This window comes from Pseudomonas sp. GW821-FHT02H09 (assembly GCF_059421425.1).
The window spans coordinates 301,428-327,433 of record NZ_JBWKVA010000005.1; the positions used below are offsets into that span (position 1 = coordinate 301,428).

Below are 26,006 nucleotides of genomic sequence, written 5' to 3' on the forward strand. Positions count from 1 at the left end.
GGTCGTAAAACCTGAGTCCCGGATTGCGACTGCTGCGCAGCCGAACGCAGGCTTCGCCAGCTGCTACGCAGGCGCGTGTACCCAAACAGGCTCATGGCAGCACCTTTTCAACCGCATCGACAAACACTCGCGGCGATGCCAGCTGCATTTCGCTGCTGGCCATGTCCACTGCAACCTGCACGGAGCTGCCTCGGGTCAGACGTTCGGCGCTTTCGAGGTCGCTGATCAGGTAGTTGATCTTCAGGCGATTTTCCCACTCCACGAGGCTGGCGCGCACGTTGAGCTTCTGGCCGAAAATGGCGCCACGCACGTAGCGCAGTTGCAGGTCGATCACCGGCCACGCGTAGCCGGACTCTTTCATTTGCGTGTAGTTGTGGCCGATTTTGTCCAGCAGGGCGCAGCGGGCAACTTCCAGGTATTTGACGTAATGGCCGTGCCAGACCACGTCCATCGTGTCGATGTCGAAGAACGGTACGAGGATTTCCGTATCGACGTGAATCACTCCCTTGCTACGCATGCAGCCTCCAGTGTTGTTCGGCGATACGTTGCAGGCACAGACGCAGTTCGGCTTCCAGCGCGCGGTCCTCGATAACCGGCGGGAAGTCCTTGGCCAGATCGATGTGCATCTGGGCCAGAGCCGGCGGCAATGGTCGCGCATCTTCAGCCTGGCTGCGCAGCCAGACGCCTTGGTTGGCGGCCAGCAGGGTGGCGGCGGCGACTTGTTCGGTCAGCTCCAGTACACGGATCGCGTCGCGGGCGGCGATGGTGCCCATGCTGACTTTGTCCTGGTTATGGCATTCGGTGGAGCGCGAGAACACGCTGGCCGGCATGGTGTTTTTCAGCGCTTCGGCAGTCCAGGCGCTGCTGCCGATCTGCACTGCTTTGAAGCCGTGATTGAGCATCGCCCGCTCGGCGCTGGCGCCGGACAGGTTACTCGGTAAGCCGTGGTTGTAACGCACGTCCACCAGCAGCGCGAGTTGTCGGTCCAGCAGGTCGGCGACATTGGCCACCAGGGTTTTCAGACTGTCCATGGCGAAGGCGATATGCCCACCGTAGAAATGCCCACCATGCAGCACACGTTCGGCTTCAGCGTCGATGATCGGATTGTCATTGGCGCTGTTGAGCTCGATTTCAATGAACGAGCGCAGCCAGTTCAGGCTGTCGGCCAACACACCGAGCACGTGGGGGGCGCAGCGCAGTGAGTAGCGATCTTGCAGGCGATGCAGCGGCGCGGTTGGCGCGTCGATCGCCAGATCCTTGCGCAACCAGGCGGCGACCTGCATTTGCCCCGGGTGCGGTTTGGCGGCGAACAGACGCTCGTCGAAATGCTCTGGATTGCCTTGCAGCGCAACCACGTTCAGCGCGGTGATGCGCGTGGCCAGTTGCAGCAGGTAGTCGGCACGAGCGAAGGCCAGACAGGCGAGGCCGGTCATTACGGCAGTACCGTTCATCAGCGCCAGGGCTTCTTTGGGGCGCAGCACCAACGGGGTCCAGCCGAGTTCGTGGTGTACGTCGGCGGCTTGTCGGCGCGCACCTCGGAACATCACTTCACGCTCGCCGGACAAGGTCGCGGCCACATAAGACAGCGGCGTCAGATCACCGCTGGCGCCCACTGAACCCTCTTCGGGAATCAGCGGCAGAATGTCTTGATCGATGAAGGCTTGCAGACGTTCCAGCAGCTCCACGCGAACCCCGGACACACCGTGGCACAGCGACTGCAGACGTGCCGCGAGCACTGCGCGAGTGGCCTGAGCATCGAGCATTTTGCCCAGGCCGCAGCCGTGGAAGGTGTACAGATGACGGGGCAACGCCTCGACGTGGTGCAACGGCACCGCGACCACGCAGGAATCGCCATAGCCAGTGGTGACGCCGTAGATCACGCCTTCCTTGTCCAGCAAGGAGTCGAGGAACTGCGCGCCCTTGGCAATGCGCTGACGGAACTCAGGGTCGCTTTGCAACTGCGTCGGCACCTGACGGTTGGCCAGGGCCAGCACGTCTTCGATGCGCAAAGGGAGTTCGCCGAAGGTTACCGGCTCAAGCGGATGCGTCGTCATCGGTCTTCCAGTAAGGGTAAAAATTGAACCATTGTTGGGGTGCTTCGAGGCAGTAATGCCCCAGGCGTTCGGCGTAGCGTGCAGTCCACCCGGCGATGACTTGCTCGCGGTCGCTGCGTTTCCACAGTATGGCGTCGGCGAAAGGCTCGAGGATTATCCGATAGCGCCCATTGTTCTTGAGACAAAACAACAGATTGACCTGGCACTTGAGCAGCCCGGCCAACAGCCACGGACCTTGCGCAAAGGCTGCCGGATGACCCAGGAAGTCCACTCGCACAGTGCGCCCGCCATGTAATGGGACGCGGTCGCCGGCAATCGCCAGCCACTCGCCGCGATCCAGCCGCTGGTTAAGTTGCAGCATGATCACCGGGCTCAGCTCGCTGACCTGAATCAGCCGCAGATGGGTAGCGCCGGCTTCGCCAAGCAGACGGTTGAAGCGTTCAGCGTGCTTGGTGTGTACCAGCACGTTCATCGTCACTTTCCCGCCCAATTCGGCCAGAGCGCGACAAACCTCAAGGTTGCCCAGGTGGGCGCCCACCAGCATTTGCCCGCGCTCACCGCGCAACTGGTTGCGCAGCAGCGCCGGGTCGACGATTTCGATTTGCTCGATGCGCAGCTTCCGGTTCCACACGTCGAGCTTGTCGAGCAAGGAGTCGGTGAAGGCCATGAACTGGCCGAACACCCGCGAGTGGGTTGGACGCAATTCGGTGCGTCCACTCCAGTCGGCGAGGCGTTGCTGGTATTGCCACGCGCTTTGCCGGGCGCTGCGACCGAACAGGAAAAAGTACAAAACGATACCGTGCAGCACAGGGCTCAACACCCGACGACCCAGCACTTTGACGCTGAACGCGAAGAGCTTCATCAGCCAGAAACTGCCGCGCTCCTTGTGCTCGGCCCAGTGCTCTTTGTGGGGGGTGATGCTCATGCCCGCCACCGTCGCCAAAGGATCATCGGCGCGCGCAACAACATCCCGAAGAACAACCGGGTGTGCATGCTCGTGATCAACGCGTTGTCGTGGAACAGACGGAAATGCGAGATCCCGTCCTGCGGGTAATGGACTTTGGTTTGCAGCCAATGCATCGGCTGATTACGCCAGGCCAGCCGCACGATGATGTCCGAGTCGAAGTCCATGCGCTTGCCGATCTTCACCGAGTTGATGAGGGCCAGCGTCGGCGGCAATGGGTAGACGCGAAAACCGCACATGGAATCGACAATCTGAAACGACAGGGTGTTGATCCAGACGCAGATGTGAGTCAGGTAACGTGCGTATAACCGGACCTTTGGCACACTGGAGTCGTATTGCGGGTATCCGCAAATCAGCGCTTGCGGGTGCGTGCGTGACGCGTCGATGAAGGTCTCGATATCGTGCAGGTCGTGTTGGCCATCGGCGTCCACTTGCAGGGCGTGACTGAAGCCCAGGCGCGAAGCTTCACGAAAGCCGGCCATGACCGCCGCGCCCTTGCCTTGGTTGACGGCGAATTTGACCAGGAAGATCTGGTCGCGCCTGGAGAGTTGCTCCAGCACGGCTGCGCAGGCAGGGCTGCTGGCGTCGTCCACCAACACGCACGGCAGTCCGTTGGCGAGCAGGGCCTCGACCACCGCAGGGACAGTGGTTTCGTGGTTGTAGACCGGGATGATGGCGCAGGGGTTATGCATGTGCCGCCTCTAACAGGATCCTGCCGCTGGAGCAGGTCGCGGTGTCGTTGCGATAAGCGAAATACAGCTTGCCGCGCTCACTGTCGAACCGCAGATGCAGCTGAACCTGGTCGCCTGGGCGGACCAGTTGCTGAAACTTCAACACCTCCATCCCCGCGAATTTTCCCGGCAGCGGCAGTAACTGCTGACCCAGGCTCAGCGCCCAATCGATTTGCACCACGCCTGGCAACACCGGTGTTTGCGGGAAATGGCCGCTGAAACAGGCCAGGTCCGGCGGGACTGCCAGTTGCAGGCTCCACTCGCCCTGGGCCTCGACTTGCTCCAGCACTTCCGGCGTTTTCGGGCGCGGGGCCAGTAGCAGCGCTTCGACCTCGGATTGCGGCAGTTTGCCTTGGGCGTTCAGCGGCAGTTGTCGCAACAAGCGCCAACGCCGTGGCAAGGCCAGGGCCTCGCAATGCTGGTGCAGGTGTTGACGCAGCTCCTGGGTCAGGGTGCGTCGACCCTGATTGCGCAGGGCATGCAGGCCTTGTTCGCTCAGCACCAACAGGGCGCCAAGGAACGCGCGGTTTTCCTGAACCACACCGAGACGCGCTTCGGCGACCCATTCGTGGTTGACCAGTGCCTGTTCGAGCATTGGCAGTGAGATACGTTTTTCTTCCAGTTTGACGATCCGGTCCAATCGCCCAAGCAGTTCGAAGCGCCCGTCGGCGGCGATTCGCGCGGCATCAGAGGTCTGCTCGACATGACCTGCGGGCAGGTACGGCGAAGCAATGCGCAGCGCGCCGTCGCTGTCCTGGCTCAGCTGTACATCGGCGAACGGCTGCCAGAGTCTGTCGCCCTGACGCCAGGCAATGCCGCCGGTCTCCGAGCTGCCGAAAATTTCCGTCGGCCATTGCTGCAAGCGTTGCTGCAGGCGTTGCGCGGCCTCGGCGGGCAACGCTCCGCCGGAAGAAAACACTCGTCGCACACCGCTCAGCGCCGGCCAGTCAAGGTTATCGCCCATGCGCTTGAGTAATGCCGGGCTGGCGACCCAGGCGAAGGCCGGTTGCTCACGGCTGGCGCGCTGCAGGTCTTCGGGGAACGGCAGTTGTTTACGCACGAACTGGCGTCCGGCACACAGTGGCCAGAGCACACGGAACAGCAAACCGTAAATATGCTGGGTGGCGACGCTGCCAATGATGCAGGCCTGGCCCAGATCGGCGCCCCACAGCTGCTCCAGGGCCTGGACCTCGTTGGCCAATTGCCGCAGGTTTTTTTCGATGCGCTTGGGCTCGCCGCTGGAGCCGGACGTGCACAGGCTCAGGCCGCATCGGTCCAGATCCAGCCCGGCGGCGGGCAACGGGGCTTGAAACAGATCGCTGAGCGCTACGTCGTCCGCCTGATCGGTCAGCCACAGGTTGACCTCGTTGGACCAGCGTTGGCGGGTCTGGGCTTGCAGGTCAGCGGGTAACAGCACGCTGACGCCGGCGCGCCAGGCGCCGAGTAAGGCAATCGCCAGTTCACCGGCGTCTTCCAGATACACGGCAATGCGCTGCACACCGTGGGCTTGCAGGCCGGCAGCGAGGCTTAACGCCTGCTCGCATAGCTCAACGTGATTCAATCCAGGGTCAGCCGTGACGGCGCGCCCAGGCTGAGCCTTGAGCAATAAATGCTCAAGTTTTATCCAATTCATGCGCGGCCTCGTACGCGTTGTCGTAATAGCCATTCAATGGCGAACAGCAAACCCATCAACCCGTAGGAGATCAGGCCGGTGTACAACGCCCACCAACTCAGCGGCGCCCAGAGGGTCAGGGCGGCGGCGAGCATACCGTTACAGAGAAAAAACACACTCCAGGCAATCGTTACCTGGCGGGTATAGCGAATCACCTTGTCCGGTAGTTCCGGCTCGCTCAAGCGCGCCAGACGTTCAACCATCGGCGGTCCGTATTTCAAACTCAGGCCAAACAGCGCCAGCATGAAACTGGTGATCAGCACCGGGTACCAGCGCAGCAACAGCGGGCTATCGAACAGTGCCAGCAACAGACAAAAAACCATTGCAACAACCGCCACCCACAGGCTGCCGGGACGCCGTTTGCCGGTCAGCGCGCGGGCCAGCCACAGGCCACCCAGCAGCAGACCGAACTGCCACGGCGCGAAATGCTCCATGCCGTAATACACCGCGAGGGGGTACAGCAGGCCTGCCAGCAGCAGGCCAAGGCCGATCAAACGGCTCATGCGGCCGGTTGAACCAGACGGTAGACCGCCTCGACCACGTCGCTGACAGTGCGCACCGACTTGAACTCTTCGGCGGCGATTTTCTTGCCGGTCTGGCGTTTGATATGGTCAATCAGGTCAACGGCGTCGATGCTGTCGATTTCCAGGTCCTGATACAGATTGGAGTCAAGGCTGATGCGCGCCGGCTCCAGCTCGAAGAGTTCGACCAGGGCATCGCGCAGGGTGTTGAAAATGTCGTCACGAGTTTGCATGGTCCGGTCTCAAGCTGCCTGTTTTGCGGTGACGAACGCCGCAAGGCTCGCCACGTTGGTGAAGTGATTACGGGTGTCCTTGGCGTCGGCGTCGATCTTGATGCCGTACTTTTTCTGGATTGCCAGGCCGAGTTCGAGGGCGTCTACCGAGTCAAGACCCAGGCCCTCCCCGAAAAGAATCTGCTCGTCGCCGATGTCTTGTGGGCTGATGTCTTCGAGGCCCAGGGCGTCGATGATCAACAGTTTGATTTCAAGGTGAAGGTCGTGCTGCTGATCGCTCATCTTCGGCGAGTTCCTGAATGAAGTAGTGGTGCAGATAATCGTTGAGCTTGCGCGAGGCCTTTGGTGGCGGGCCCTGCGTTGCAAAGGTCTGTGGGTCTATATCGGCGCCGACACGGAAACTGAAGTGTACGCGGCGTGACGGGATGCGATACCAGGGTTCGGCTTTGGTCAGAGTGGTCGGGCTGACCTTGATAATCACCGGGGTCACGATTTTCGCACCGCGCAGGGCGATTGCCGCAGCGCCCCGATGAAAGGCCGGCGGCTGGCCGGGCCGGGTGCGGGTGCCCTCGGGGAAAATAATCAACGTTTGCCCGCTTTGCAGCGCATCCGCGGCGGCATCGAGCATGTCCATGCTGCCATCATTACTGATGTATTCAGTAGAACGCAGGGGGGCCCGAGTGAAGGGGTTTTGCCAGAGACTTTGCTTGACCACGCAGTTGGCATTGCGCACCAGGCCGATCAGAAACACCACATCGATCAGCGACGGGTGGTTGGCGATGATCATTTGTCCCGGACGGCCGAGTTTTTCCGCGCCTTCGACCTCATAGGTCAAAACCCCGGCGCGGGCCATGAAGCGGATAAAAAACCAGAACAACCAACCAATGGTGTGCCGTGCCCGTTGCCGATGCACCTGAGCATCGCCCGGCAGGCGGTTGAGCAGCGGGAAAACCACCAGCCGCAGACATAACCCGACCAGGCCGAACAGCGTAAAACTTGCGGCGGTAGCCAGCAGGCGCCAGTAATAGGCGTCACGTTTTTTAGCGGTTATTGATTGCGTTGCCAGTTCCATACACGGTTCTTCCAGGCATGTTGGCAGGTGGTCTGCTCACTGAGCAGAATACGCAACAGATTCAGGGCATGGGGCCAGTCGGCTTTGGTCGATTTGCCGGTGGCGCTGGTCAGTGACAGTTGCCAGTCATTGCCCGGGGTCAGCAACAGGCCAACGGCGTACGGGAAGGGTACGTCATCAATCCAGGTGGCATAGGCCTCGGGCGGCTGCTCTTCGGTGATCACCAGCAACACTGCCGGTGCGCCTTCGTTGAGCAGCGCGGCGGCCTCCAGCATGCCGTGTTCCAGTCCATCGCCAGTGGCGGTGAGAGCGGTCATTTCACTGGTTTCGCCGCGCATGATCGACCACAGGCCAATCACCGCGTTGTGTACCGAGAGGCTGAACTGGGTCGGCGACAACGGCTGGTCGGTCGCCAGATCGATGAGAATGTCGAGGGTCCGCTGGGCTTCGCCATGGCGGGAAATAAAGACCAACGGTAGCTGTTCACGGCCCTCGGCCAATGGCCAGCCAACACTGAAAGCCATCCGCGCCAGACGACTGAGGCGTCGGCGCTGCATCGCGGGGAGAAATGAGACGTCGGGTGCGGCATCGCTGCTGTCGCGCACGACCGGTTGTCGACTCCAGGACCGCCAGTCGCCCACGCTTTCGAGCCCAGGGGCCCAGGCGCGCCATTGGGCGATGTTGAAGTTGATCTCAGACATTCATTCCGCCCCTGCGGGCTTCCTTGACGCGATGGATCGCTAAGGGCGACCGGCGTTACATGGCGCTATTGCCGAGTGACGCGCATTATCCCGGCACAGCTGGCTTGTAGCAAATGCTGGTTACATTTTGCTCAAGGCAATTGACACACGTTCCAGGAAAAAGTGCCGTTCGGTCATCGGCCGGATTTTCGCAGCTGCGCCTGTAGGAGCGAGCTCGCTCGCGATGGACGTTAACGATAACGCGTGTTTTCTGAACAAACGCGTCGCCCTTGAGTCCATCGTCGGAACGCCGCCCGGAGCAAGCTCGCTCCTACATCTCCCACCGGCGAGGTAGCTAAGCAGAGGCGTGGGCAACTACACTCGGTCATTCTTTGATACACGGAGGTTTTGACATGCGGCGCGTGGTGTTCAATCAGAAAGGTGGTGTAGGCAAATCAAGCATTGCCTGCAATCTGGCAGCGGTGAGTGCCCATGAAGGCTATCGGACACTGCTGGTGGATCTCGATGCCCAGGCCAACTCCACTCAATACCTCACGGGGCTTACCGGCAACGACATCCCCATGGGCATTGCCGACTTCTTCAAGCAGACCCTGTCTTCCGGACCGTTTTCGAAGAAAAACCAGGTAGATATCTACGAAACCCCGTTCGACAACCTGCATGTGGTCACCGCCACCGCTGAGCTGGCCGACCTGCAACCCAAGCTTGAGGCAAAACACAAGATCAACAAACTGCGCAAACTGCTGGATGAGTTGGCAGAGGACTACGACCGGATCTACCTGGACACCCCGCCTGCATTGAACTTCTACGCGGTATCGGCATTGATCGCAGCCGACCGCGTGCTGATCCCCTTCGATTGCGACAGCTTCTCGCGCCAGGCGCTCTACGGCCTGCTGGCGGAAATCGAAGAGCTCAAGGATGACCACAACGAAGGCCTGCAAGTGGAAGGCATCGTGGTCAACCAGTTCCAGGCCCGCGCCAGCCTGCCGCAGCAGATGCTCGACGAACTGATCAGCGAAGGCCTGCCGGTGTTGCCGGTGTACCTGGGCAGCTCAGTGCGCATGCGCGAATCCCATCAGGCCAACATGCCGCTGATCCACCTTGACCCACGGCATAAACTGACTCAGCAGTTCGTCGAGCTGCACAACCTGCTGGAAAACGCCTGACGGCCAGCAGTCAGATGCCCTGACTGCGCAACCAGTCCAGTAACTGCTGCAACGGGAAGGCCCCGCTCTGGCGCGCCACTTCCTGGCCATTCTTGAACAGGATCAGGCTGGGAATCGAGCGAATGCCCAACTGCGCTGACAACTGCTGATTGGCCTCACTGTCCAGCTTGGCCAGGCGACACTTGCCCGCCAACTGCCCTGCGGCCTGTTCAAACACCGGCGCAAACGACTTGCACGGCCCGCACCAGTCTGCCCACACATCCACCAGCAACGGTAAGTCGCCTTTGATCTGACTGGCGTAATCGCCCTGTTTCAACTCGAACGGCTTGTGGAGCAATACCTCGGCTTTGCAACGACCGCATTTGGGTTTGTCGTTCAGGCGTTCGGCGGGAATGCGGTTGAGACCGTTACAGTGGGGGCAGGGGATCAGCGTTGGATCGGACATGAGCGGTCTCCGGGAGAATAGGCAATGACGCTTATCTGGAGTCGCAGGCAGGAATTATCAAGGCGCGGGCGGTCAGGGAGCGCAGGAAACAGACCTGGCCCGGATGCAGAGGTTCTGAACTGTTGAGCGCTGCAAACAACATCGACCAGCAGAGCTGGCCGATGCGGTGCGACGGTCGGCCAGACTAGCCAGCGACCGGACTACGCCAGTCATCGGAACCGGAAGTGCCAGAGACTTCGTGGGTCCAGGTGATTTTGCGGTAAGTGAAGTGCACGTCTTCCTGGTGGGTGAAGTGCGACATGTTCGGATCCTGGCAGTTGTGCATGTAGTCTTTGATGTCGACGATGATCGCGTCTTCCAGTTTGGTGGTGTAGTAGTGCTCCTGGGTGCCGGCAGCGGAAGTGCGGTACCAGTGGATAGTGATCTCGCTCAGGCGCTCGCCCGAAGTCAGCGCAGCCAGCAGCAGCGGCGAAGCCTTGTCGAAGACTTTGGTGATGCATACCGGCTTGTGAACGCGCTGACCAGTGGGTTGGCCGGACAGTGGATCACGCGGGATGATCACTTCGTGGCTGAAGCCCTGAACCATCACCTGGTCTTCGTGGCCTTCCTGATAAGTGTTGCCAACGGAGTCTGCGGTGAACGCGCCAGCGGTGATCAGCCCTTGTTTCTCACCAGTGATGGACATGTACGCGGGTGTAGCCATGGATGCTCTCCTTGCTTGAATAACTGAGGGTGCCCGGGAGGCGAAAACGCCCGGTGGGCGCCTGACAGTTATCAAGCTCCATGCCACTAAAAAATAATCTATATAAATCAATAAGATAAATATTATCTGTGATGCTTTTCGAGCGTTGCTCAACGATTAATGAAGAAAGTTGCGCAGGAACTTGCGCACCACCGAGCAAGTTCCTGCGCAGCGGGTCAAGAGCCTTTTGCTGCAAGGTTCACGAGGAGATATCAACAGAGTTATGCACAGGCTTTTGCGCAAAAAGTTGCGCATCATGGCTGAGCGCCGCTTTGCCTTGCGGTCACATGCGTTCACATATTTGAGGTTGGCTGTTTACGACCTGGATCTAGGCTGGGAACAGCGTTCAATACTTTCAAGTGACTGAGTGAGGAATTCGCTTTGCTCCCATCTGCGTGCTACTTTTGTTGCACTTATCGAGACGTCGATATCAACCTTATTTTGGATCGGAGTCCACTTATGTCCGTGACTTCCAAAATCCGCCGACAAGGCGGTGCTGCGGTGATGACCATCCCGCCGACTTTATTGAAATTGCTGCATCTGGAGGTGGGGGCGCAATTGGAGCTGAATGTAGTCGATGGTGAGTTGATCGCTCGGCCAGTCTTACAGCCAGTGCGCAAGCGCTATACCTTGGCTCAACTGCTAGAGGGTTCCGATGAAATCGCCGAGCTCAACGCTGAAACAGCCTGGGCTCGTGAAGGCGACCCGGTTGGCCGGGAGTTGGGCTGATGGTTCGTCGACAGGCCCCGCAGCGAGGCGATGTTTACTGGATTGATCCGAACCCGGTGGCAGGTCGAGAGATGACGAATCGCCACCGTTTTGTTGTGATAACACCGCGAGAGATCAATGCCTTGGGTGTGAGTATGACTGTCCCGGTGACCAGTGGCGGTAGCTTCAGCCGAAACTCAGGTTTGGCGGTGGTTGTCACCGGGCACGAAACCAATGGCGTCGTGGTGTGTAATCAGGTGCGCAGTTTTGATATCGAACAACGAGTCCGAGAGGGTTCTGCCAAGTTTATCGAACGTCTCGACGATGTGACGATGATGGACATCGTTTCGCGAGTTGTCAGTGCAATTGACCCTCAAGACTGAATCCATTCTCACGACGAACAACTGATCTCCAGATGCTTGCCCCACTCGGGCGGGCGCTCTGCATAGTTTTCCATTCCCGGTTGTTCTTCGAACGGATTGCTCAGCACCGTATGTAGACGCCGCACCTCTTCGTAATTACCGCTTTCAGCCGCTTCGATAGCTTTTTGCGCCAGATAGTTGCGCAGGATGTAGAGCGGGTTGACCGCGTGCATGCGGCTGCGGCGCCGCGCTTGATCATCGGCACCTTCACGGGCGACGCGGGCTGTATAGCGCTCGGCCCAGGCGTCGAAACCTTTGAGATCGATGAAGTCGTCACGCAGGCGGGCGACGGCCTGTTCGGCGGTCTCATTACCCAGTCGACGGAAGAACAGGTTGTAGTCGATGCCGCTGTTTTGCATCAATTGCAGCAAACCTTCGACGAGCTTCTGATCGTCGTCTTCGGCGCTGGTCAATCCGAGACGGCGGCGCATCAGGTCCAGGTAGTGGGCCTGGTACAGCGGAAAGTACAGGCCAAGGGTTTCGCGCAGGGCCTCGACGCTGATGAACGGCGTCAGGGCTTGCGCCAGCGCGCTGAGGTTCCATTGACCGATGGGCACCTGATTACTGAAGGAGTAGCGGCCCTGATCATCGGAATGGTTGCAGATGAAGTGGGCGTCGAAGTCATCGAGGAAGGCAAAAGGGCCGAAGTCGAAGGTGATCCCGAGGATCGACATGTTGTCGGTGTTCATCACGCCGTGGCAGAAGCCATAGGCCTGCCATTTGGCGATCAGCTCGGCATTGCGCTCGACGATCTCGCGGAACATCGCCAGGTACGGCTCGGGTTGCTCCAGGCACTCAGGAAAATGCATCGCCAACACATGCTCGCCGAGCTGCTTCTGCTGCTCGGGTTTTTTGGTGTAGTAAAAGTATTCGAAATGCCCAAAGCGCACGTGACTTGGCGCCAGGCGCAGCACCATCGCCCCGCGTTCCTGCTTCTCGCGCCAGACGGGCGTATTTGAGCCAATCACACACAGCGCGCGGGTAGTGGGAATACCCAGGGCATGCAGCGCTTCAGAGGCCAGAAACTCGCGGATCGATGAACGCAGCACCGCTCGACCATCGCCCATACGCGAATACGGCGTTTGCCCGGCGCCCTTGAGGTGCAGATCCCAATGCTCGCCGGCGTCGTTGTAGACCTCGCCCAACAGCAGCCCGCGACCGTCCCCCAGTTGTGGGTTGTAGGAGCCGAACTGATGCCCGGAATAGACCATCGCCCGTGGCTCGGCTTCGGCCCAGAGCTTGTGGCCGCTGAACAGCTCGGCGAACACCGGCGTCTCGGCTACCGCCGGGTCGAGGTCGAGCAACGCCATGGCTGCCGCGCTGGCAACCACCAGTCGCGGATTGTCGATAGGCTCGGGCAGCACATCGGTTGAGAACGCGTCGCCCAGGCGGGCAAAGCGATTGTCGAAGGTCAGTTCGTCGAGGGCTTTCAACGGCCATCTCCAGCAGAATGTCCAGGTATTCTGCTGGGGATTGGCGCGTGGCGTCCAGTCAGTCGAGACGCGCCGATGGTGGCTCAGGTGGTGTCTTGCCTTTATCGGGAGGCGTGGCGGGTTTGACAGCATCGGTGGCCAGTAATATCTGTTCCTGGCCTGTCAGGTTTTTCAGGTGCACATCCACCTGACGGAAAGCGATGTTGATGTTGTGCTTCTTGAACTCGCTGTTGATGAACCGGTTGATTTCATCGAGTGCCGGGTTACGGTCGCCAAGGTCACGCACATGAATACGCAGTTCGTGATCCAGGGTGCTTTCACCGAAGTTCAGGAAGAACACCGAGGGCGAAGGGTCCTTCAGCACGCGCGGGTTTTCCATGGCGGCTCTGAGCAGCAGGGTTCGCACCAGCTCCAGATCCGAATCATAGCCGACGCCCAGTTTGAGGGTCACCCGGGTCACGGTGTCGGTCAGCGACCAGTTGATCAGTTGCCCGGTGATGAACGTCTTGTTCGGGACAATGATGTCCTTGCGGTCGAAGTCGGTGATGGTGGTGGCACGGATACGGATTTTGCTCACCGTGCCCGACAGGTTGCCGATGGTGATCGTGTCGCCGATCCGGACCGGTCGCTCGAACAGGATCATGATCCCGGAGATGAAGTTGGCGAAGATCTCCTGCATGCCGAAACCCAGACCCACCGAGAGCGCCGCTACCAGCCATTGCAGTTTGTCCCAGCTCACGCCGAGGGTCGACAGGGTTGAAACAAAACCCACACCGGCAATCACGTAAGTCAGCAGGGTGGTTGTGGCGTAAGCGCTACCCTGGGCCAGGTCGAGCTTGGACAGCACCAGTACTTCCAGCAAGCCTGGCAGGTTTCGCGCCAGCGCCAGAGTGATGCCGATGATGATCAATGCGCCAAGCATGTCGCCGATGCTGATCGGCACCATGCTCATGTTGGCGCCGGTACCGCTGGTGTATTCGTACAGGGTGATGTTGTCCAGGTACGAGAACACCGTGATCAGGTCCTTCCAGACCCAGTACAGTGCAGCGATGAACCCGCCGAGCAAGGCCAGGCGGATCAGTCGCAGGGACTGTTCGTTGACTTTCTCGATGTCCAGTGTTGGCTCTTCGACGATCGCTTCGCCGTCGCCGGCTTCCTTGGCCGCCTGGCGTTTGGTCAGGGCCCGCTGGTAGGCCAGACGCCGCGCCGCGACGGCCAGGCCGCGCACGAAGGTGGCCTCGATCACCAGCCAGAACATCAGCAGGTACAGGGTGTTGATCAACCGGTCGCTGAGTTTCAGTGCGGTGTAGAAGTAGCCAAAACACACAGCAATGAACAAGGCGATCGGCAGCACGGTAAACAGTATGCCGACGGCTTTGCGAATCAGTGAGGCGCTGTTATGTGTCGGGCTGTTGAGCAGCAGGCGGCTGAGCAACCAGGCCATCAAGGCATAGCAGGTCAGCACCACGGCGATGCCGATAACGTCATCCGCCAGGGATGCCGGTTGCAATTCGGCAACCGCCACCACGGCCACCAGCGCCAGTACGACCAGCCCAAGACGGCGGATCCAGCCGCGAAGGAATTCCACCTGAGGTCTTTCCCAGCGGAAATGCAGTTCCGCCACGCCACCCGGCGCCAGGATCCGGTACGCGGTGTAGAACACCAGCCACGCCTGTGCGATCTGCAGCAGAGCGGCGCCGAGGTTGGCGTTTTGCCCGCGGGCGTCGATCTGCAGTGCGAGGCCGCACAGGGCCAAGGCCAAAGATACCGGCATCGCCAACAAGATATTGATCAGAATCGCCTGGGGCGTATGCCACTGGCTGTCGCGTTTGAAATGGCCGATGTCCCGGTGAACCTTGATCAGCCGGGCATAGAGGTACTTGCGTCTCCACAGCAAGGCGCCGATCAGTAACGCCAGCGGCAGGAACAGCAGCGGGCGTTGGGTCAGGCCGTCGGCCAGCTCGCTCAGGCTTGAAGCCCATGGCAGCGTGGTGATCTGTTTATCCAGACGATCAGGCACGGCTCGCATCCATTCGAGGTCCAGTGGCTTGTTGCTGGGAATCCAGAACATCTGTTCGTCAAGGGTCGCGCGCAGATTTTGCGCGGTGCTGAGCAGCTGTTTCTGATTCAGCTGCAGGGTGATGGACTCGTTGAGCACGGCGCTCAGTTCACGGCTCAGCCGTTCCAGCAGATCGGCGCGGGTGATCGCCAGATCGAGCAGGTTCTTGCGCAGCTGTGGTGTGACTTGCTCCGGCGGTTGAGTCGCCAGCAGCGTGTCGACGTAGCTGCTCGGGTTGCCGAGCAGCTCTCGTTGTTGGCTGACTTCGAATTGGTACAAACGTATGTCGGCGATCTGGTCGGCCAGATTGCGGTCGAGCTTGAGGCGCGGCAGGGCCTGTTTTTGTTTGTAGAGAATCTTGGAAAGCAGCAGGCTGCCCCTGAGCACGTTGATCTGCTCGTCCAGGGCCGCATCGCTCTGGGTCACGCTGTCGAGTTGCTGCTTGGTTTGCAGGTTCTGCTGGGTCACTTCGTTGAGGCGGTCGGTGCTTTTGAGCAGGTAGTCGGACAGTTTCAGGTTGGTCGCGCTTTCGGTGGCGAGCAGACTGCTGCTGCCTGATTTTTGCGCTTCGATCGACTGTTGGGTCACCGTCTCCTGGGACTGGGCCAGGCGCTTCTGGTTGATCAGGGTTTGCAGATCCTGGATTTCCTGCTCCATGCGCGCGGTTTTTTCCATCAGCAAGTCGTGCTGACTGTTGCCCAGGTCTTGCAGTTGGCTGTTGCCGGCCAGTTCCTGACGGCGTAACGGGATCAGCCCGTTGAGCGCGGCCAGTTCGGCGTTGAGTTGATTGCGTTGATCGGCGCTCAGTAGCTTGCCGCCATCCTTGCCGAGTTTCAGGATGCCGTTGATTTGCAGGATGCGCGTCTGGCTGTTGCTGATCTCGGCCTGAGCCCGTTCCGGCCGGGTCTGTGCAGTGATGATCAGGCTGTTGGCGTCGGCCAGGGCTTTCTGCAATTCGCCCTGCTGATTGCTGCGTTCGGTTAACAACTGCTCGAGCTGCGGGACTGGCAGGTTGGCATAACGCTGTGCCGCAGGTACCACCTTGGTGGCCTTGAGACGTACCAGTTCGCGTTGGTTTTCGGCGGTCTGGCGTGGCGCCGTATTCAGTTGCTGCTTGAGGTCGGCCAGTTTCTGTTCGTAATCCTGCAGGTTGACCAGTTGGGTCAACGTCTGCTGCAGAATCGTTTGCAGGGCCTTTTGGTCAGCCTCGGGTAGCTTGCGATCAGCAATCTTGTCCAGGCTATGCTGGACCGACTCACTGGTGGGTAGATCAGCCGCTTGCAGCGCGCCGACGGAAAGGCTGAGCCCAAGCAAGATAATGGCGAAACACGTACGCAGGGTTGACATAGATACCGGTCGAGCTGGATTGAAAGTGGGCAGTTTAGAGGAAGAGTCCGGGTCCCGGGCGACTTCCTTCGGGGAATCTGACGCCCACTTTGGCAATCTTGTTCCCGTCCATGACGGCAACGGTCCAGATGGTGTTGTTCCACTCCACCTGGTCGCCGACTACCGGCGCACCGCCCACTTTCTGGGTAATGAAGCGGCTCAGTGGCATGTCTGGATCGACCCCTTCGAGTTGCAGTCCGTACAGCGTTGAAACCGCCCCCAGTTGGGCGTCGCCTTCCAGAACGAAGTCACCGAAGAAGCGCAAATCGAGGCCGCGTTGCGGTGCCTGACTGAAGAGTTTTCCGAGCGCCGGCAGGTTGTGTTCATGGCCGATAACGCAGAGCAAATCACCGACTTCGAGCACCGTACTACCCGACGGATGGAGCAGTTGCTGACCGCGAAACAGCGCCGCGATACGTGTGCCTTCGGGCATTTTCAGCTCGCGAAGAGCGGCACCGATGCACCATTTCTCTGCGCCAAGACGGTACACGAACAGTTCCCACTCACTGGTGACGTGCACTTCGAGGGCGGCCCGGGAGATCGGCGCGGGTTCTGGTGGAACCATCACCTTCAACAGTTTGGCGACCCACGGCAGGCTGGTGCCTTGCACCAGCAGCGATACCAGCACGATGAAGAACGCGAGATTGAAGTACAGCTGGGCGTTCGGCAGGCCGGCCATCAACGGGAATACCGCCAGAATGATCGGGACCGCGCCGCGCAAACCAACCCAAGAGATAAAGGCCTTCTCGCGCCCATGGAAAGCCTTGAACGGTAGCAAGCCGACTATCACCGACAGCGGCCGCGCAAACAGAATCATCCACAGCGCCAGACCGAGGGCGGGCAGGGCAATGGGTAGCAAGTCGTGGGGTGTCACCAGCAGCCCCAGCACCAGGAACATGCCGATTTGCGCCAGCCAGGCCATGCCGTCGAGCATGTGCAGGATGCCGTGGCGGCTGCGTACCGGGCGGTTGCCAATCGCCAGACCGCACAGGTACACCGCGAGGAAGCCGCTGCCGTGCAGGGCGTTGGTCAGGGCGAACACCACCAGACCGCCGGCGATCACCAGAATCGGATACAGGCCGGCGGCCAGGTGGATTCGATTGACCATTTGCAGCATCAGCCAGCCACCGCCCAGACCGATGATGGCGCCGATACCGAACTCACTGATCAGGTGCCCCAGCAGGCTCCAGTGCAGACCGGTTTCGCCGCTGGCGAGCATGTCGATCAGGGTAACGGTGAGAAACACCGCCATCGGGTCGTTGCTGCCAGATTCGATTTCCAGGCTGGCGGTCACCCGTTCGTTCAAGCCTTTGCCGCCCAGCAGCGAGAACACCGCCGCGGCATCGGTGGAGCCGACGATGGCGCCGATCAGCAGGCCCTGGATCAGGTTCAGGTTGAACAGCCAGGCGGCGGCCATGCCGGTCAGCCCGGTGGTGATCAGTACCCCGATCGTGGCCAGCGACAGCGCTGGCCATAGCGCTACGCGGAAACTCGCGACCCGGGTGCGCAACCCGCCGTCGAGCAGGATCACGGCCAGCGCGAGGTTGCCGACCAGATAAGCCGTTGGGTAGTTATCGAAGATGATGCCGCCGCCGTCGACGCCGGCGGCCATGCCCACAGCCAGGATGATCACCAGAATCGGGATGCCGAGGCGGGACGAAAGGGAGCTCACCAGTATGCTCGCACCTACCAGCAACGCGCCGATCAAGAACAGGCTGTTGATGGTCGTCGCATTCAAAGGCAGTACTCCAGAAGCAGGCAGGCGGGCGCAAACTGACCATGCAGTCTGCGTGCCACGATTCTAACCTGTTGAAATGTGATGCTGTCAAAAAAGCTTTTGACGCGAGACGACGATCGATCCCACGCTCTGCGTGGGTGCGATCGCCTACTCAGAGGCTAAACCGCCCAACCATGTTGTTCAGGTCCAGCGCCAGGCGCGACAGCTCATTGCTCGCAGCACTGGTCTGATTGGCACCGGTGGCTGATTGCACAGACAAGTCGCGAATGTTCACCAGGTTGCGGTCGACTTCACGGGCGACCTGCGCCTGTTCTTCGGCGGCACTGGCGATGACCAGGTTACGTTCGTTGATCTCGGCGATGGCGCTGTTGATGGTGTCCAGCGACAGGCCGGCGCCCTTGGCGATGTTTAGCGTCGATTCGGCGCGCTCGGTACTGTTGCGCATCGAATTGACGGCGTGTTCGGTACCGCTCTGGATGCTGCCGATCATGCGTTCGATTTCGCTGGTGGACTGCTGGGTGCGGTGCGCCAGGGCACGAACTTCATCCGCCACTACGGCAAAACCACGACCGGCCTCACCGGCGCGTGCGGCTTCAATCGCGGCGTTCAGCGCGAGCAAATTGGTCTGGTCGGCGAGGCCGCGAATCACGTCCAGCACTTTGCCGATGTCCCGCGATTCTTCTGCCAGGTTACCGATCAGGTTGGCAGTGCTCTGCACGTCGGCGCTCATGCGTTCGATGGCGCTGACAGTTTCCTGCACCAGATCACGGCCGTCACCGGCAGAGGTGGTGGCGTTTTGCGAGGCTTCGGAAGTGCTCACCGCATTACGCGCAACTTCTTCCACGGCGCTGGTCATTTCATTGACGGCGGTGGCGGCCTGTTCGATTTCATTGTTCTGCTGGGTCAGGCCACGGGCGCTTTCGTCGGTGACGCTGTTCAGCTCTTCTGCCGCTGAGGCAAGTTGTGTGGCCGAACCGGAAATCCGTTGCAGGGTGTCACGCAGTTTTTCCTGCATTTTCGACATGGCCAGCAACAGGCGACCCGCTTCGTCGCTGCCGTCGACCTTGATGGGGCGGGTCAGGTTGCCTTCGGCGATTTCTTCGGCGGCGATCAGGGCCTTGGCAATAGGCTGAGTGATGCTATTGGTCAGTAACCAGGCAAACAGCAAGGTCAAGCCGGTAGCGATGACCAGCAATGTCACCACCAGATTGAAGGCGGAGGAGTATTGATCGGTGGCCTGCTGATTGGTGTTGACGGTCTGCTGGGTGTTGATTTCGAGCAGGCGGTTCAGCACGGTGTTAATCGCTTCGGAGTTGGTCAGCAATTCGGTGTTCAGCAACGTGCGCAGTTCGTCGACCTGGTTATTACGCGAAAGCGTCTTCATCCGGTCTTCAATCTGGCGGTATTGCCCCAGCAACTGCATGTACTGGTCGTAGGCCGCGCGTTCCTGCGGGCTGCTGATGAGCTTTTCATAGACGGATTGGGCGACACGGATCTGCTGGTTACGGGTGTCGAGCAACTCCATGGTCTTTTGCTGGATATCCGGTTCGCGGTTGACCAGCAGACGGTAGGACAGCACTCGCTGACGCAGGCTCAGTTGGGTGAATTCGTCGAGGCTTTTGATGCTCGGCATATTGTTGAGAGTGATGTCTTCAGCGGCTGCGCGAATCTTGCTCATCTGGTTCAAGGCGAACACCCCCAGAATCAACATCAGACTGCCGATCAAGGCAAAGCCGAGGAACGCTCGCGGAGCGATATTCAAATTACGAAGGGACATGGTGTTTACCGAATAAAGCGCATTCGCGCGAGGTGCCAAGACTGGATATCTGTGACTTATCGGTCATAAGACTAAAGTCTTGAGCGTCTGCGTATTTTTGCCGCAGGCGAGGCGCTATTACGAAGCGCCAGGAACCAGATGGATGAATCGCAGTCTTTAAAGCTCGCAAGCAAGGTCGTCGCCAGGAAAATCAAGGCGTCCGGCCCGGATAACCCTGGCATCCGTGATGACTTTTCTTTATCGTACGCGCCCTTTGAAAATGCCTGAGAAATCAAAATGTTGGAAGCATCCCTAAGCCAATTGGAACAGCTGGTCAGCGAACTGGTGCAACAGAACCAGGAGCTGCTCGGCACGAACAAAAAACTCAGTGCGGAACTGGCCCAGGCCAAGGATGAAAACGAAAGTCTGCAACTGAGCCTGATGGAGCAGGAAGAAAAGCAGGGCGCCACCGTGGCACGCATTCAAGCCCTGGTTGAGCGCGTCAGCGCGGGTCCTGTCAACGCATGAGAAACGGCGCCGACGGGATAAAAGTCATCTCGATTCTCGGGGAGGACTATTCAATCAAGGCTCCGGCCGGGGAAGAGCAGACCCTGCTGGACGCTGCTTTAATGCTGAAGGCCGCTTTGGCCAGCACCAAGAAAAAATACCCGACTCTGATTGGAGACAAATTGCTGGTGCTGGCGGCGATGAATCTGTGCTCGCAGCAGATCGACATGCAGAAACGGCACAAGCAGGAACTCGACCGTTACCAAGAGCAAGTCAGCGCCACGGTTGAAGTGATTTCACGGACGATCGGCCAGGCCTGATCGGGTTGAGCACAACCAAAGAATAAACTGTCGGACAAACTGTTTTGTAGTTTGTATACAATCGGCATGGCTGTTGCAGTGTTTCAGCCTCTTATTCTTTGGGGGTGCTCCATGCAGTTCTGGCGACGCAGTATTCAATGGCAGTTGATCCTGAGTATGGGCACCGCCCTGCTGGTCAGTATTCTGATCGTGGTCGGCATTTATACCCTGGTGGTCAACCGCCTGGCCCAGAGCTATCTGGTGGAGAAGGCGCTGCCCTCCAGCATCGAAGCGATGCGCAACGACATCGAACGACTTCTGGTCCAGCCACTGACCGCAGCCAAAGACATCGCCAGCAACAGCATGGTGCGCGAATGGCTGGCCGGGGGCGAAAGCGGAGCCCGGACCAACAGCTTCGTCAGCTATCTGGAAGGTATCCGCGCCGAGCACAAAGCCTTTACCGCGCTGATCGCGGGTTCTGCTTCAGGCCACTACTACACCGAAAAAGGTCTTGATCGGACCCTGAGCCGATCCAGTCCGACCGATGCCTGGTTCTATGCCTTTCTGGACAGCAATCAGCCGCGCACCCTGAATATCGACAATGACACCCGCACCGGTGAACTGGCGCTGTTTATCGACCTCAAGGTCGAGGCGGCCGGCAAAGTCGTGGGCGTTGCCGGGCTGGGCCTGAGCATGCGCGAGCTCTCTGAGTTGATTCACAACTTTAGCTTCGGTGAGCGCGGCAAGGTCTATCTGGTGCGTTCCGACGGTTTGATTCAGGTGCATCCAGAAGCGCAATTCAGCGGAAAACGTCAGGTGGCCGAGCAGATCGGCAGCCCGGCGGCACAGGCGGTGATGGGGCATCAAGGGCTGACCAGCAGCGTTTTTATCCGCGATGGTGAAGACTTCCTGGCCTTGAGCCTGCCTCTGCGGGACTTGGGCTGGACCCTGGTGGCCGAAGTGCCGCAATCGCAGATCTACGCCCAGGCCAGACAGGCGATGTGGATGACCAGCGCCATTGGCTTGTGTGTGGCCCTGGTCTGCCTGTTATTGGTGGTGTTGCTGGCCCGCGGGCTGGTGCGCCCGATCCGTCAGGTAACAGCGGCATTGGTGGCGATTGGTAGCGGTGGTGGCGATTTGACTCACAGGTTAGATTCCTCTCGAGCCGATGAGCTGGGTGATCTGGCGCGCGGCTTCAATCGTTTTCTCGACAGTCAGCGCGAAATGATCGGTGAAGTGCTGGCCACCAGTGAGCGACTGCGCACAGCGGTCGGGGAGGTCGCGCTGGTGGTGGACAACACCGCCGAACGCTCCGGTCGGCAGCAGGAAATGACCGATATGGTTGCTACCGCCGTGCATGAGATGGGCCTGACCGTGCAGGAAATTGCGCAAAACGCTGGCAATGCCGCGGTCGCCTCGCAAACCGCTCGCGATGAAGCCTTGCAGGCACGGGAAGTGGTCGGTGGTTCGATCCGCCATATCGAAAGCATGTCTGATGAGATTGGGATCGCCGCCGGTGCGGTGGGCGAGTTGGCGACGCAGGTGGCGTCCATCGATCAGGTGTTGGCGGTCATTCGCGGGATCTCCGAGCAGACCAATCTACTGGCCTTGAACGCAGCGATTGAAGCAGCGCGAGCAGGGGATATGGGGCGCGGGTTTGCGGTGGTCGCCGATGAAGTGCGGACTCTGGCGCGTAGAACCCAGTCGTCCACCGACGAAATCCGGCAGATGATTCAACGCCTCAAACAGGGCGCGGAAAATGCGGTGTCGTCGATGCATTCCGGGCAAGCGGCGACGGGGACTGGCGTCGAATCCAGTCAGCGCACCGGGGCCTCGCTGACGGCGATTACCGGCCAGGTGGAGCGCATCAGCGACATGAACCACCAGGTGGCGACCGCCACCGAAGAGCAGTCGGCGGTGACCGAAGAGATCAACCGTAACGTGCAAGGTATCTCGGATCTGGCCCGCGCCACGGCAAGTGAAGTGCGTGCATGTCGCGAGGATTGCCAGACACTGCAGCGCCTGGCCGATGATCTGGCGCGGCAGATGGGCGGGTTTCGGTTACGGTAGTTGATCGTTCCCACGCTCTGCGTGGGAACGCCTCCCCGGACGCTCCGCGTCCAGCTCCATGGCTGTGACGCAGAGCGTCACTGGCTGCATTCCCACGCAGAGCGTGGGAACGATCGGGCGTCTGCCTAGAACCACTCATCCTGCATGCTCAGGCACGTGTCATCTCGCGCTTCAAGAATCGTCAGCTCATGATGGCAGCCCGGCACTTCCCAGGTCAGGAAGTACCGCGCAGCCTGCAGCTTGCCTTTATAGAAGCTGATATCCGTCGCATTGCCCTGAGCCAATCCTTGCTCCGCGCGGATCGCCTGTTCCAGCCAGCGCCAGCCGATCACGGTGTGGCCGAAGGCTTTGAGGTACAGCGCCGAGTTGGCCAGGCTGCTGTTGACCTTGCCTTGGCCCAAATCAGTCAGCAGGCCGATGGTCACGCTTTGCAAGCGGGCAACCAGCTTCTCGAGGGGCTGGCGCAGGGCGTCCAGGGATCCATAGGTCCGGGCTCGCTCGGCGGTGTCGGCGATCAGGCGAATCAGCTGCTTGAGCCCGGCGCCGCCGTTCTGCGCCAGTTTGCGCCCCAGCAGGTCCAGCGACTGGATACCGTGGGTGCCTTCGTGGATCGGGTTCAGGCGGTTGTCGCGGTAGTACTGTTCCACCGGGTACTCGCGGGTGTAGCCGTGGCCACCGAGGATCTGGATCGCCAATTCGTTGGCCTTCAGGCAAAACTCCGACGGCCAGGATTTGACGATCGGGGTCAGCAGGTCCAGCAGCTCGTGGGTCTGTTTGCGTTCGGCTTCGGTCTCAAGGGTCGTGGTGTCGTCAAACAGGCGCGCTGCATACAAGCCAAGGTCGAAAGCGCCTTCGACATAGGCTTTCTGGGTCAGCAGCATGCGTTTGACATCGGCGTGCTGAATGATCGAGACCGGTGCTGTATTCGGATCCTTGCTGTCCGGCAGGCGACCTTGCGGGCGCTCGCGAGCGTACTCCAATGAGTAGAGATAACCGGCATAACCGAGCATCACCGCGCCCATGCCGACGCCAATCCGTGCTTCGTTCATCATCTGGAACATGTAGCTCAGGCCGTGGTGCGGCTTGCCTACCAGATAGCCGACACACTCACCGTTATCGCCGAAGTTCAGCGCGGTGGAGCTGGTGCCACGCCAACCCATCTTGTGAAACAGCCCGGCGAGCAGTACGTCGTTGCGCTGGCCTGGACTGCCGTCATCGTTGACCAGGAATTTGGGCACGATGAACAGCGAAATGCCCTTTACCCCCGTCGGCGCATCCGGCAGCTTGGCCAGCACCATGTGCACGATGTTTTCCGATAACGAATGATCGCCGCCGGAGATGAAAATCTTGTTGCCCTTGAGCCGGTAAGTGCCATCGGCTGCGGGTTCGGCGCGAGTACGGATGTCCGACAACGACGAGCCTGCATGGGGCTCGGTCAATGCCATGGTGCCGAAGAAACGCCCGTCGATCATCGGTTGCAGGAAGCGTTGCTTTTGCTCATCGGTGCCGAAACTTTCGATCAGGTTCGCCGCGCCCATGGTCAGGAACGGGTAGGAGGTCGACGCTGCGTTGGCCGATTGGAAATGCGCGAAACAAGCTTGCGAAAGCAGAGTTGGCAACTGCATGCCGCCGGCCTCGAAACTGCGCGCGGCGTTGAGGAAGCCGGCTTCGAGGAAGGCATCGACCGCCGGTTTTACCTCTGGAATCAATATTGCCTTGCCGTCTTCATAGCGCGGTTCGTTTTCATCGCCCTTGCGGTTGTGCGGAGCAAAGAACTTCTCGGCAATGCTTCGTGCCGTGCCGATGGCGGCATCGAAGGTCTCACGATTGTGCTCGGCGAACCGCTCACGCTGAGTCAGGCCCTCGGCATCGAGGACTTCGTACAGCTCGAAAGCCAGATTGCGGGAACTGAGCAACGTCTCGGACATGGCGGCCTACCTTTTTTTGGAATAGGCCGAGTCTAGGCGGGTGAATGGGCGGTGAATAGCAAGATTGATGCGGGTGATGGAGGGGAAAAACACAGAGGAGGCATGATCGTTCCCATGCGGGAGCGTGGGAACGATCACCGGGGGAGTGTCAGCCGATAGTCATCAAACTGGCGTTACCACCCGCCGCCGCAGTGTTGACGCTCAGTGCACGCTCGATCACCAGACGCTCCAGCGCAATGTTGGTTTCGCCTTGGGACAGGCCTTGAACCCCGACGATAGCACCGGCACGTTTGGCCACTTGCTGGCACACCGCGCGCAGTTGGTCGGAGTCGCCGTGATGCAGGACTGTATCGAGGACCACTTCGTCCTTGCTCCAGTCGGCCACCAGCTGGATGCGCGCTTGCACGTCTTTCGGCAGGCGAATGTAGAGCGCCTTGCTCAGTTCGGTTTCCGGCCATACCGCCGAACTGCCCACCGCCAATACAGCAGCCAGTTGGGTGAGCAGGTCGGCTTCGACTTGCGCCAGGCACAGCACGTGCTCACGCGGCAGGATGGCGTAACTGTTGCGCTCGCCGGTCGGGCCGTTCAGCAGGCGGGTGATGCCGCTTTGCGACTGGGCGGCGAACTGGGTGCAGATGCTGCCCAGCTCTGCTTGCTGGTTGTTGCTGGCCCAGGTTTGCAGGGCCGTCAGCGGTTTGCTCATGGCGTCGCGCAGACGAACATCCGGAGTGCTGAGTGCGTCACCACGAACGAAGGACTGTTCGATCGCGTCGGTAGGACGCGTCGACAGCAAGCGGTACAAGTACAGCGGACCACCGGCTTTAGGGCCGGTGCCCGACAGACCTTCACCACCGAACGGTTGCACACCGACCACGGCGCCGACGATGTTGCGGTTGACGTAGACGTTACCGGCGTTGACGTTGTCGATCACCTTGGCAATGGTTTCGTCGATGCGCGTGTGTACGCCCAGTGTCAGGCCGTAGCCGGAAGCGTTGATCTGCCCGATCAGTTGATCGATCTCTTTACGCTTGTAACGCACCACGTGCAGTACCGGACCGAAGATCTCCCGCTGCAGTTCGTCGAAGCTTTCCAGCTCGATCAACGTTGGCATGACGAAGGTGCCACGTTTGCATTCCTCGCTGTCGGCGATCGCCACCTGGTACACGTTGCGACCTTTGTCGCGCATGCCCTGGATGTGTTTCTCGATGCCGGCCTTGGCTTCGGCGTCAATCACCGGGCCGATGTCCACGGACAGGCGTTCCGGGTTGCCGAGACGGCATTCAGCCATGGCACCTTTGAGCATTTCGATGACGCGGTCGGCAGAGTCTTCCTGCAAGCACAGCACGCGCAGGGCCGAGCAACGCTGACCGGCGCTGTCGAAGGCCGAGGACACCACGTCGAT

24 protein-coding genes and 2 pseudogenes are annotated in these 26,006 nt (G+C 59.9%); 7 read left to right on the forward strand and 19 right to left on the reverse strand.

Annotation, left to right across the window (positions count from 1 at the left end):
• Positions 1 to 91: 91 nt before the first annotated feature.
• Genes AC07VR_RS09210 through AC07VR_RS09255 form a run of 10 tightly spaced genes read right to left on the reverse strand, consistent with a single transcriptional unit; the run spans position 92 to position 7,948 of the window.
• Positions 92 to 517, reverse strand: coding sequence for an acyl-CoA thioesterase (locus tag AC07VR_RS09210; protein ID WP_494995499.1), 426 nt, complete (start codon positions 515 to 517; stop codon positions 92 to 94).
• Positions 510 to 2,054: an HAL/PAL/TAL family ammonia-lyase gene (locus AC07VR_RS09215; RefSeq protein ID WP_495011070.1), complete on the reverse strand. Its 1,545-nt coding sequence runs from the start codon at positions 2,052 to 2,054 to the stop codon at positions 510 to 512. The genes AC07VR_RS09210 and AC07VR_RS09215 overlap by 8 nt, the downstream gene beginning before the upstream one ends.
• Positions 2,035 to 2,979 (reverse strand): lysophospholipid acyltransferase family protein, encoded by a 945-nt coding sequence (locus AC07VR_RS09220; protein WP_495011071.1) that lies wholly within the window; start codon positions 2,977 to 2,979, stop codon positions 2,035 to 2,037. The genes AC07VR_RS09215 and AC07VR_RS09220 overlap by 20 nt, the downstream gene beginning before the upstream one ends.
• A complete protein-coding gene (locus AC07VR_RS09225; protein ID WP_495011072.1) occupies positions 2,976 to 3,710 on the reverse strand; it encodes a glycosyltransferase family 2 protein in 735 nt (244 codons plus the stop codon). The genes AC07VR_RS09220 and AC07VR_RS09225 overlap by 4 nt, the downstream gene beginning before the upstream one ends.
• Positions 3,703 to 5,382 (reverse strand): ApeI family dehydratase, encoded by a 1,680-nt coding sequence (locus AC07VR_RS09230; protein ID WP_495011073.1) that lies wholly within the window; start codon positions 5,380 to 5,382, stop codon positions 3,703 to 3,705. The genes AC07VR_RS09225 and AC07VR_RS09230 overlap by 8 nt, the downstream gene beginning before the upstream one ends.
• Positions 5,379 to 5,924, reverse strand: a complete 546-nt coding sequence (locus AC07VR_RS09235) for a COG4648 family protein (RefSeq protein WP_494995504.1) — start codon at positions 5,922 to 5,924, stop codon at positions 5,379 to 5,381. The genes AC07VR_RS09230 and AC07VR_RS09235 overlap by 4 nt, the downstream gene beginning before the upstream one ends.
• Positions 5,921 to 6,175 (reverse strand): acyl carrier protein, encoded by a 255-nt coding sequence (locus AC07VR_RS09240; protein WP_494995505.1) that lies wholly within the window; start codon positions 6,173 to 6,175, stop codon positions 5,921 to 5,923. The genes AC07VR_RS09235 and AC07VR_RS09240 overlap by 4 nt, the downstream gene beginning before the upstream one ends.
• A 9-nt stretch (positions 6,176 to 6,184) precedes the next feature.
• Complete coding sequence (locus tag AC07VR_RS09245; RefSeq protein ID WP_494995506.1) at positions 6,185 to 6,457, reverse strand: phosphopantetheine-binding protein; 273 nt, start codon at positions 6,455 to 6,457, stop codon at positions 6,185 to 6,187.
• Positions 6,426 to 7,247 (reverse strand): lysophospholipid acyltransferase family protein, encoded by an 822-nt coding sequence (locus tag AC07VR_RS09250; protein ID WP_495011074.1) that lies wholly within the window; start codon positions 7,245 to 7,247, stop codon positions 6,426 to 6,428. The genes AC07VR_RS09245 and AC07VR_RS09250 overlap by 32 nt, the downstream gene beginning before the upstream one ends.
• Positions 7,223 to 7,948, reverse strand: coding sequence for a beta-ketoacyl synthase chain length factor (locus AC07VR_RS09255; protein ID WP_494995508.1), 726 nt, complete (start codon positions 7,946 to 7,948; stop codon positions 7,223 to 7,225). The genes AC07VR_RS09250 and AC07VR_RS09255 overlap by 25 nt, the downstream gene beginning before the upstream one ends.
• A 392-nt stretch (positions 7,949 to 8,340) precedes the next feature.
• On the opposite strand from AC07VR_RS09255, the gene AC07VR_RS09260 reads away from it, so the two are divergent.
• Complete coding sequence (locus tag AC07VR_RS09260; protein WP_495011075.1) at positions 8,341 to 9,111, forward strand: ParA family protein; 771 nt, start codon at positions 8,341 to 8,343, stop codon at positions 9,109 to 9,111.
• Positions 9,112 to 9,121: 10 nt separating this feature from the next.
• Here the strand turns inward: AC07VR_RS09260 and trxC are convergent, their stop codons facing one another.
• Complete coding sequence (gene trxC, locus AC07VR_RS09265; protein ID WP_495011076.1) at positions 9,122 to 9,556, reverse strand: thioredoxin TrxC; 435 nt, start codon at positions 9,554 to 9,556, stop codon at positions 9,122 to 9,124.
• A gap of 184 nt (positions 9,557 to 9,740) precedes the next feature.
• Complete coding sequence (locus tag AC07VR_RS09270) at positions 9,741 to 10,259, reverse strand: Hcp family type VI secretion system effector (RefSeq protein ID WP_494995511.1); 519 nt, start codon at positions 10,257 to 10,259, stop codon at positions 9,741 to 9,743.
• Between the two features lie 498 nt (positions 10,260 to 10,757).
• Between AC07VR_RS09270 and mazE the strand changes: the two genes are divergently transcribed.
• Together mazE and mazF are read left to right on the forward strand one after the other, a co-directional pair.
• Positions 10,758 to 11,027: a type II toxin-antitoxin system antitoxin MazE gene (gene mazE, locus AC07VR_RS09275; RefSeq protein WP_495011077.1), complete on the forward strand. Its 270-nt coding sequence runs from the start codon at positions 10,758 to 10,760 to the stop codon at positions 11,025 to 11,027.
• Positions 11,027 to 11,389: a type II toxin-antitoxin system toxin MazF gene (mazF, locus tag AC07VR_RS09280; RefSeq protein WP_495011078.1), complete on the forward strand. Its 363-nt coding sequence runs from the start codon at positions 11,027 to 11,029 to the stop codon at positions 11,387 to 11,389. Before mazE ends, mazF begins: the two co-directional genes overlap by 1 nt.
• Before the next feature lie 8 nt (positions 11,390 to 11,397).
• Here mazF and selO read toward each other — a convergent pair whose 3' ends face one another.
• From selO to AC07VR_RS09305, 5 genes and pseudogenes are all read right to left on the reverse strand, one after another.
• Positions 11,398 to 12,861 (reverse strand): protein adenylyltransferase SelO, encoded by a 1,464-nt coding sequence (selO, locus tag AC07VR_RS09285; protein ID WP_495011079.1) that lies wholly within the window; start codon positions 12,859 to 12,861, stop codon positions 11,398 to 11,400.
• Positions 12,862 to 12,919: 58 nt separating this feature from the next.
• Entirely contained in the window at positions 12,920 to 16,267 is a 3,348-nt protein-coding gene (gene mscK, locus AC07VR_RS09290; RefSeq protein WP_494995515.1) for a mechanosensitive channel MscK, read from the reverse strand.
• A 34-nt stretch (positions 16,268 to 16,301) separates the two neighbouring features.
• Positions 16,302 to 18,044, reverse strand: coding sequence for a potassium/proton antiporter (locus tag AC07VR_RS09295; RefSeq protein ID WP_494995516.1), 1,743 nt, complete (start codon positions 18,042 to 18,044; stop codon positions 16,302 to 16,304).
• Positions 18,045 to 18,195: 151 nt separating this feature from the next.
• Entirely contained in the window at positions 18,196 to 19,068 is an 873-nt protein-coding gene (locus tag AC07VR_RS09300) for a methyl-accepting chemotaxis protein (protein ID WP_495011088.1), read from the reverse strand.
• 30 nt (positions 19,069 to 19,098) lie between these two features.
• Positions 19,099 to 19,821: pseudogene (locus AC07VR_RS09305) on the reverse strand (MCP four helix bundle domain-containing protein); the annotation flags it as partial.
• Between the two features lie 276 nt (positions 19,822 to 20,097).
• On the opposite strand from AC07VR_RS09305, the gene AC07VR_RS09310 reads away from it, so the two are divergent.
• The 4 genes and pseudogenes from AC07VR_RS09310 (at position 20,098) to AC07VR_RS09325 (ending at position 22,676) form a co-directional block, all read left to right on the forward strand.
• A complete protein-coding gene (locus AC07VR_RS09310) occupies positions 20,098 to 20,328 on the forward strand; it encodes a hypothetical protein (RefSeq protein WP_494995517.1) in 231 nt (76 codons plus the stop codon).
• The gene (locus tag AC07VR_RS09315) at positions 20,325 to 20,627 is read left to right on the forward strand and encodes a cell division protein ZapA (RefSeq protein WP_494995518.1); all 303 of its coding nucleotides are present in this window, start codon (positions 20,325 to 20,327) and stop codon (positions 20,625 to 20,627) included. The genes AC07VR_RS09310 and AC07VR_RS09315 overlap by 4 nt, the downstream gene beginning before the upstream one ends.
• Before the next feature lie 273 nt (positions 20,628 to 20,900).
• Positions 20,901 to 21,812 (forward strand): annotated as a pseudogene (locus AC07VR_RS09320) (HAMP domain-containing protein); the annotation flags it as partial.
• A 132-nt stretch (positions 21,813 to 21,944) separates the two neighbouring features.
• A complete protein-coding gene (locus tag AC07VR_RS09325; protein WP_495011089.1) occupies positions 21,945 to 22,676 on the forward strand; it encodes a methyl-accepting chemotaxis protein in 732 nt (243 codons plus the stop codon).
• Between the two features lie 125 nt (positions 22,677 to 22,801).
• Here the strand turns inward: AC07VR_RS09325 and AC07VR_RS09330 are convergent, their stop codons facing one another.
• A complete protein-coding gene (locus AC07VR_RS09330; RefSeq protein WP_495011080.1) occupies positions 22,802 to 24,604 on the reverse strand; it encodes an acyl-CoA dehydrogenase in 1,803 nt (600 codons plus the stop codon).
• Positions 24,605 to 24,752: 148 nt separating this feature from the next.
• The coding region (locus AC07VR_RS09335; protein ID WP_495011081.1) for an aldehyde dehydrogenase family protein at positions 24,753 to 26,006 on the reverse strand (1,254 nt) is incomplete at its 5' end.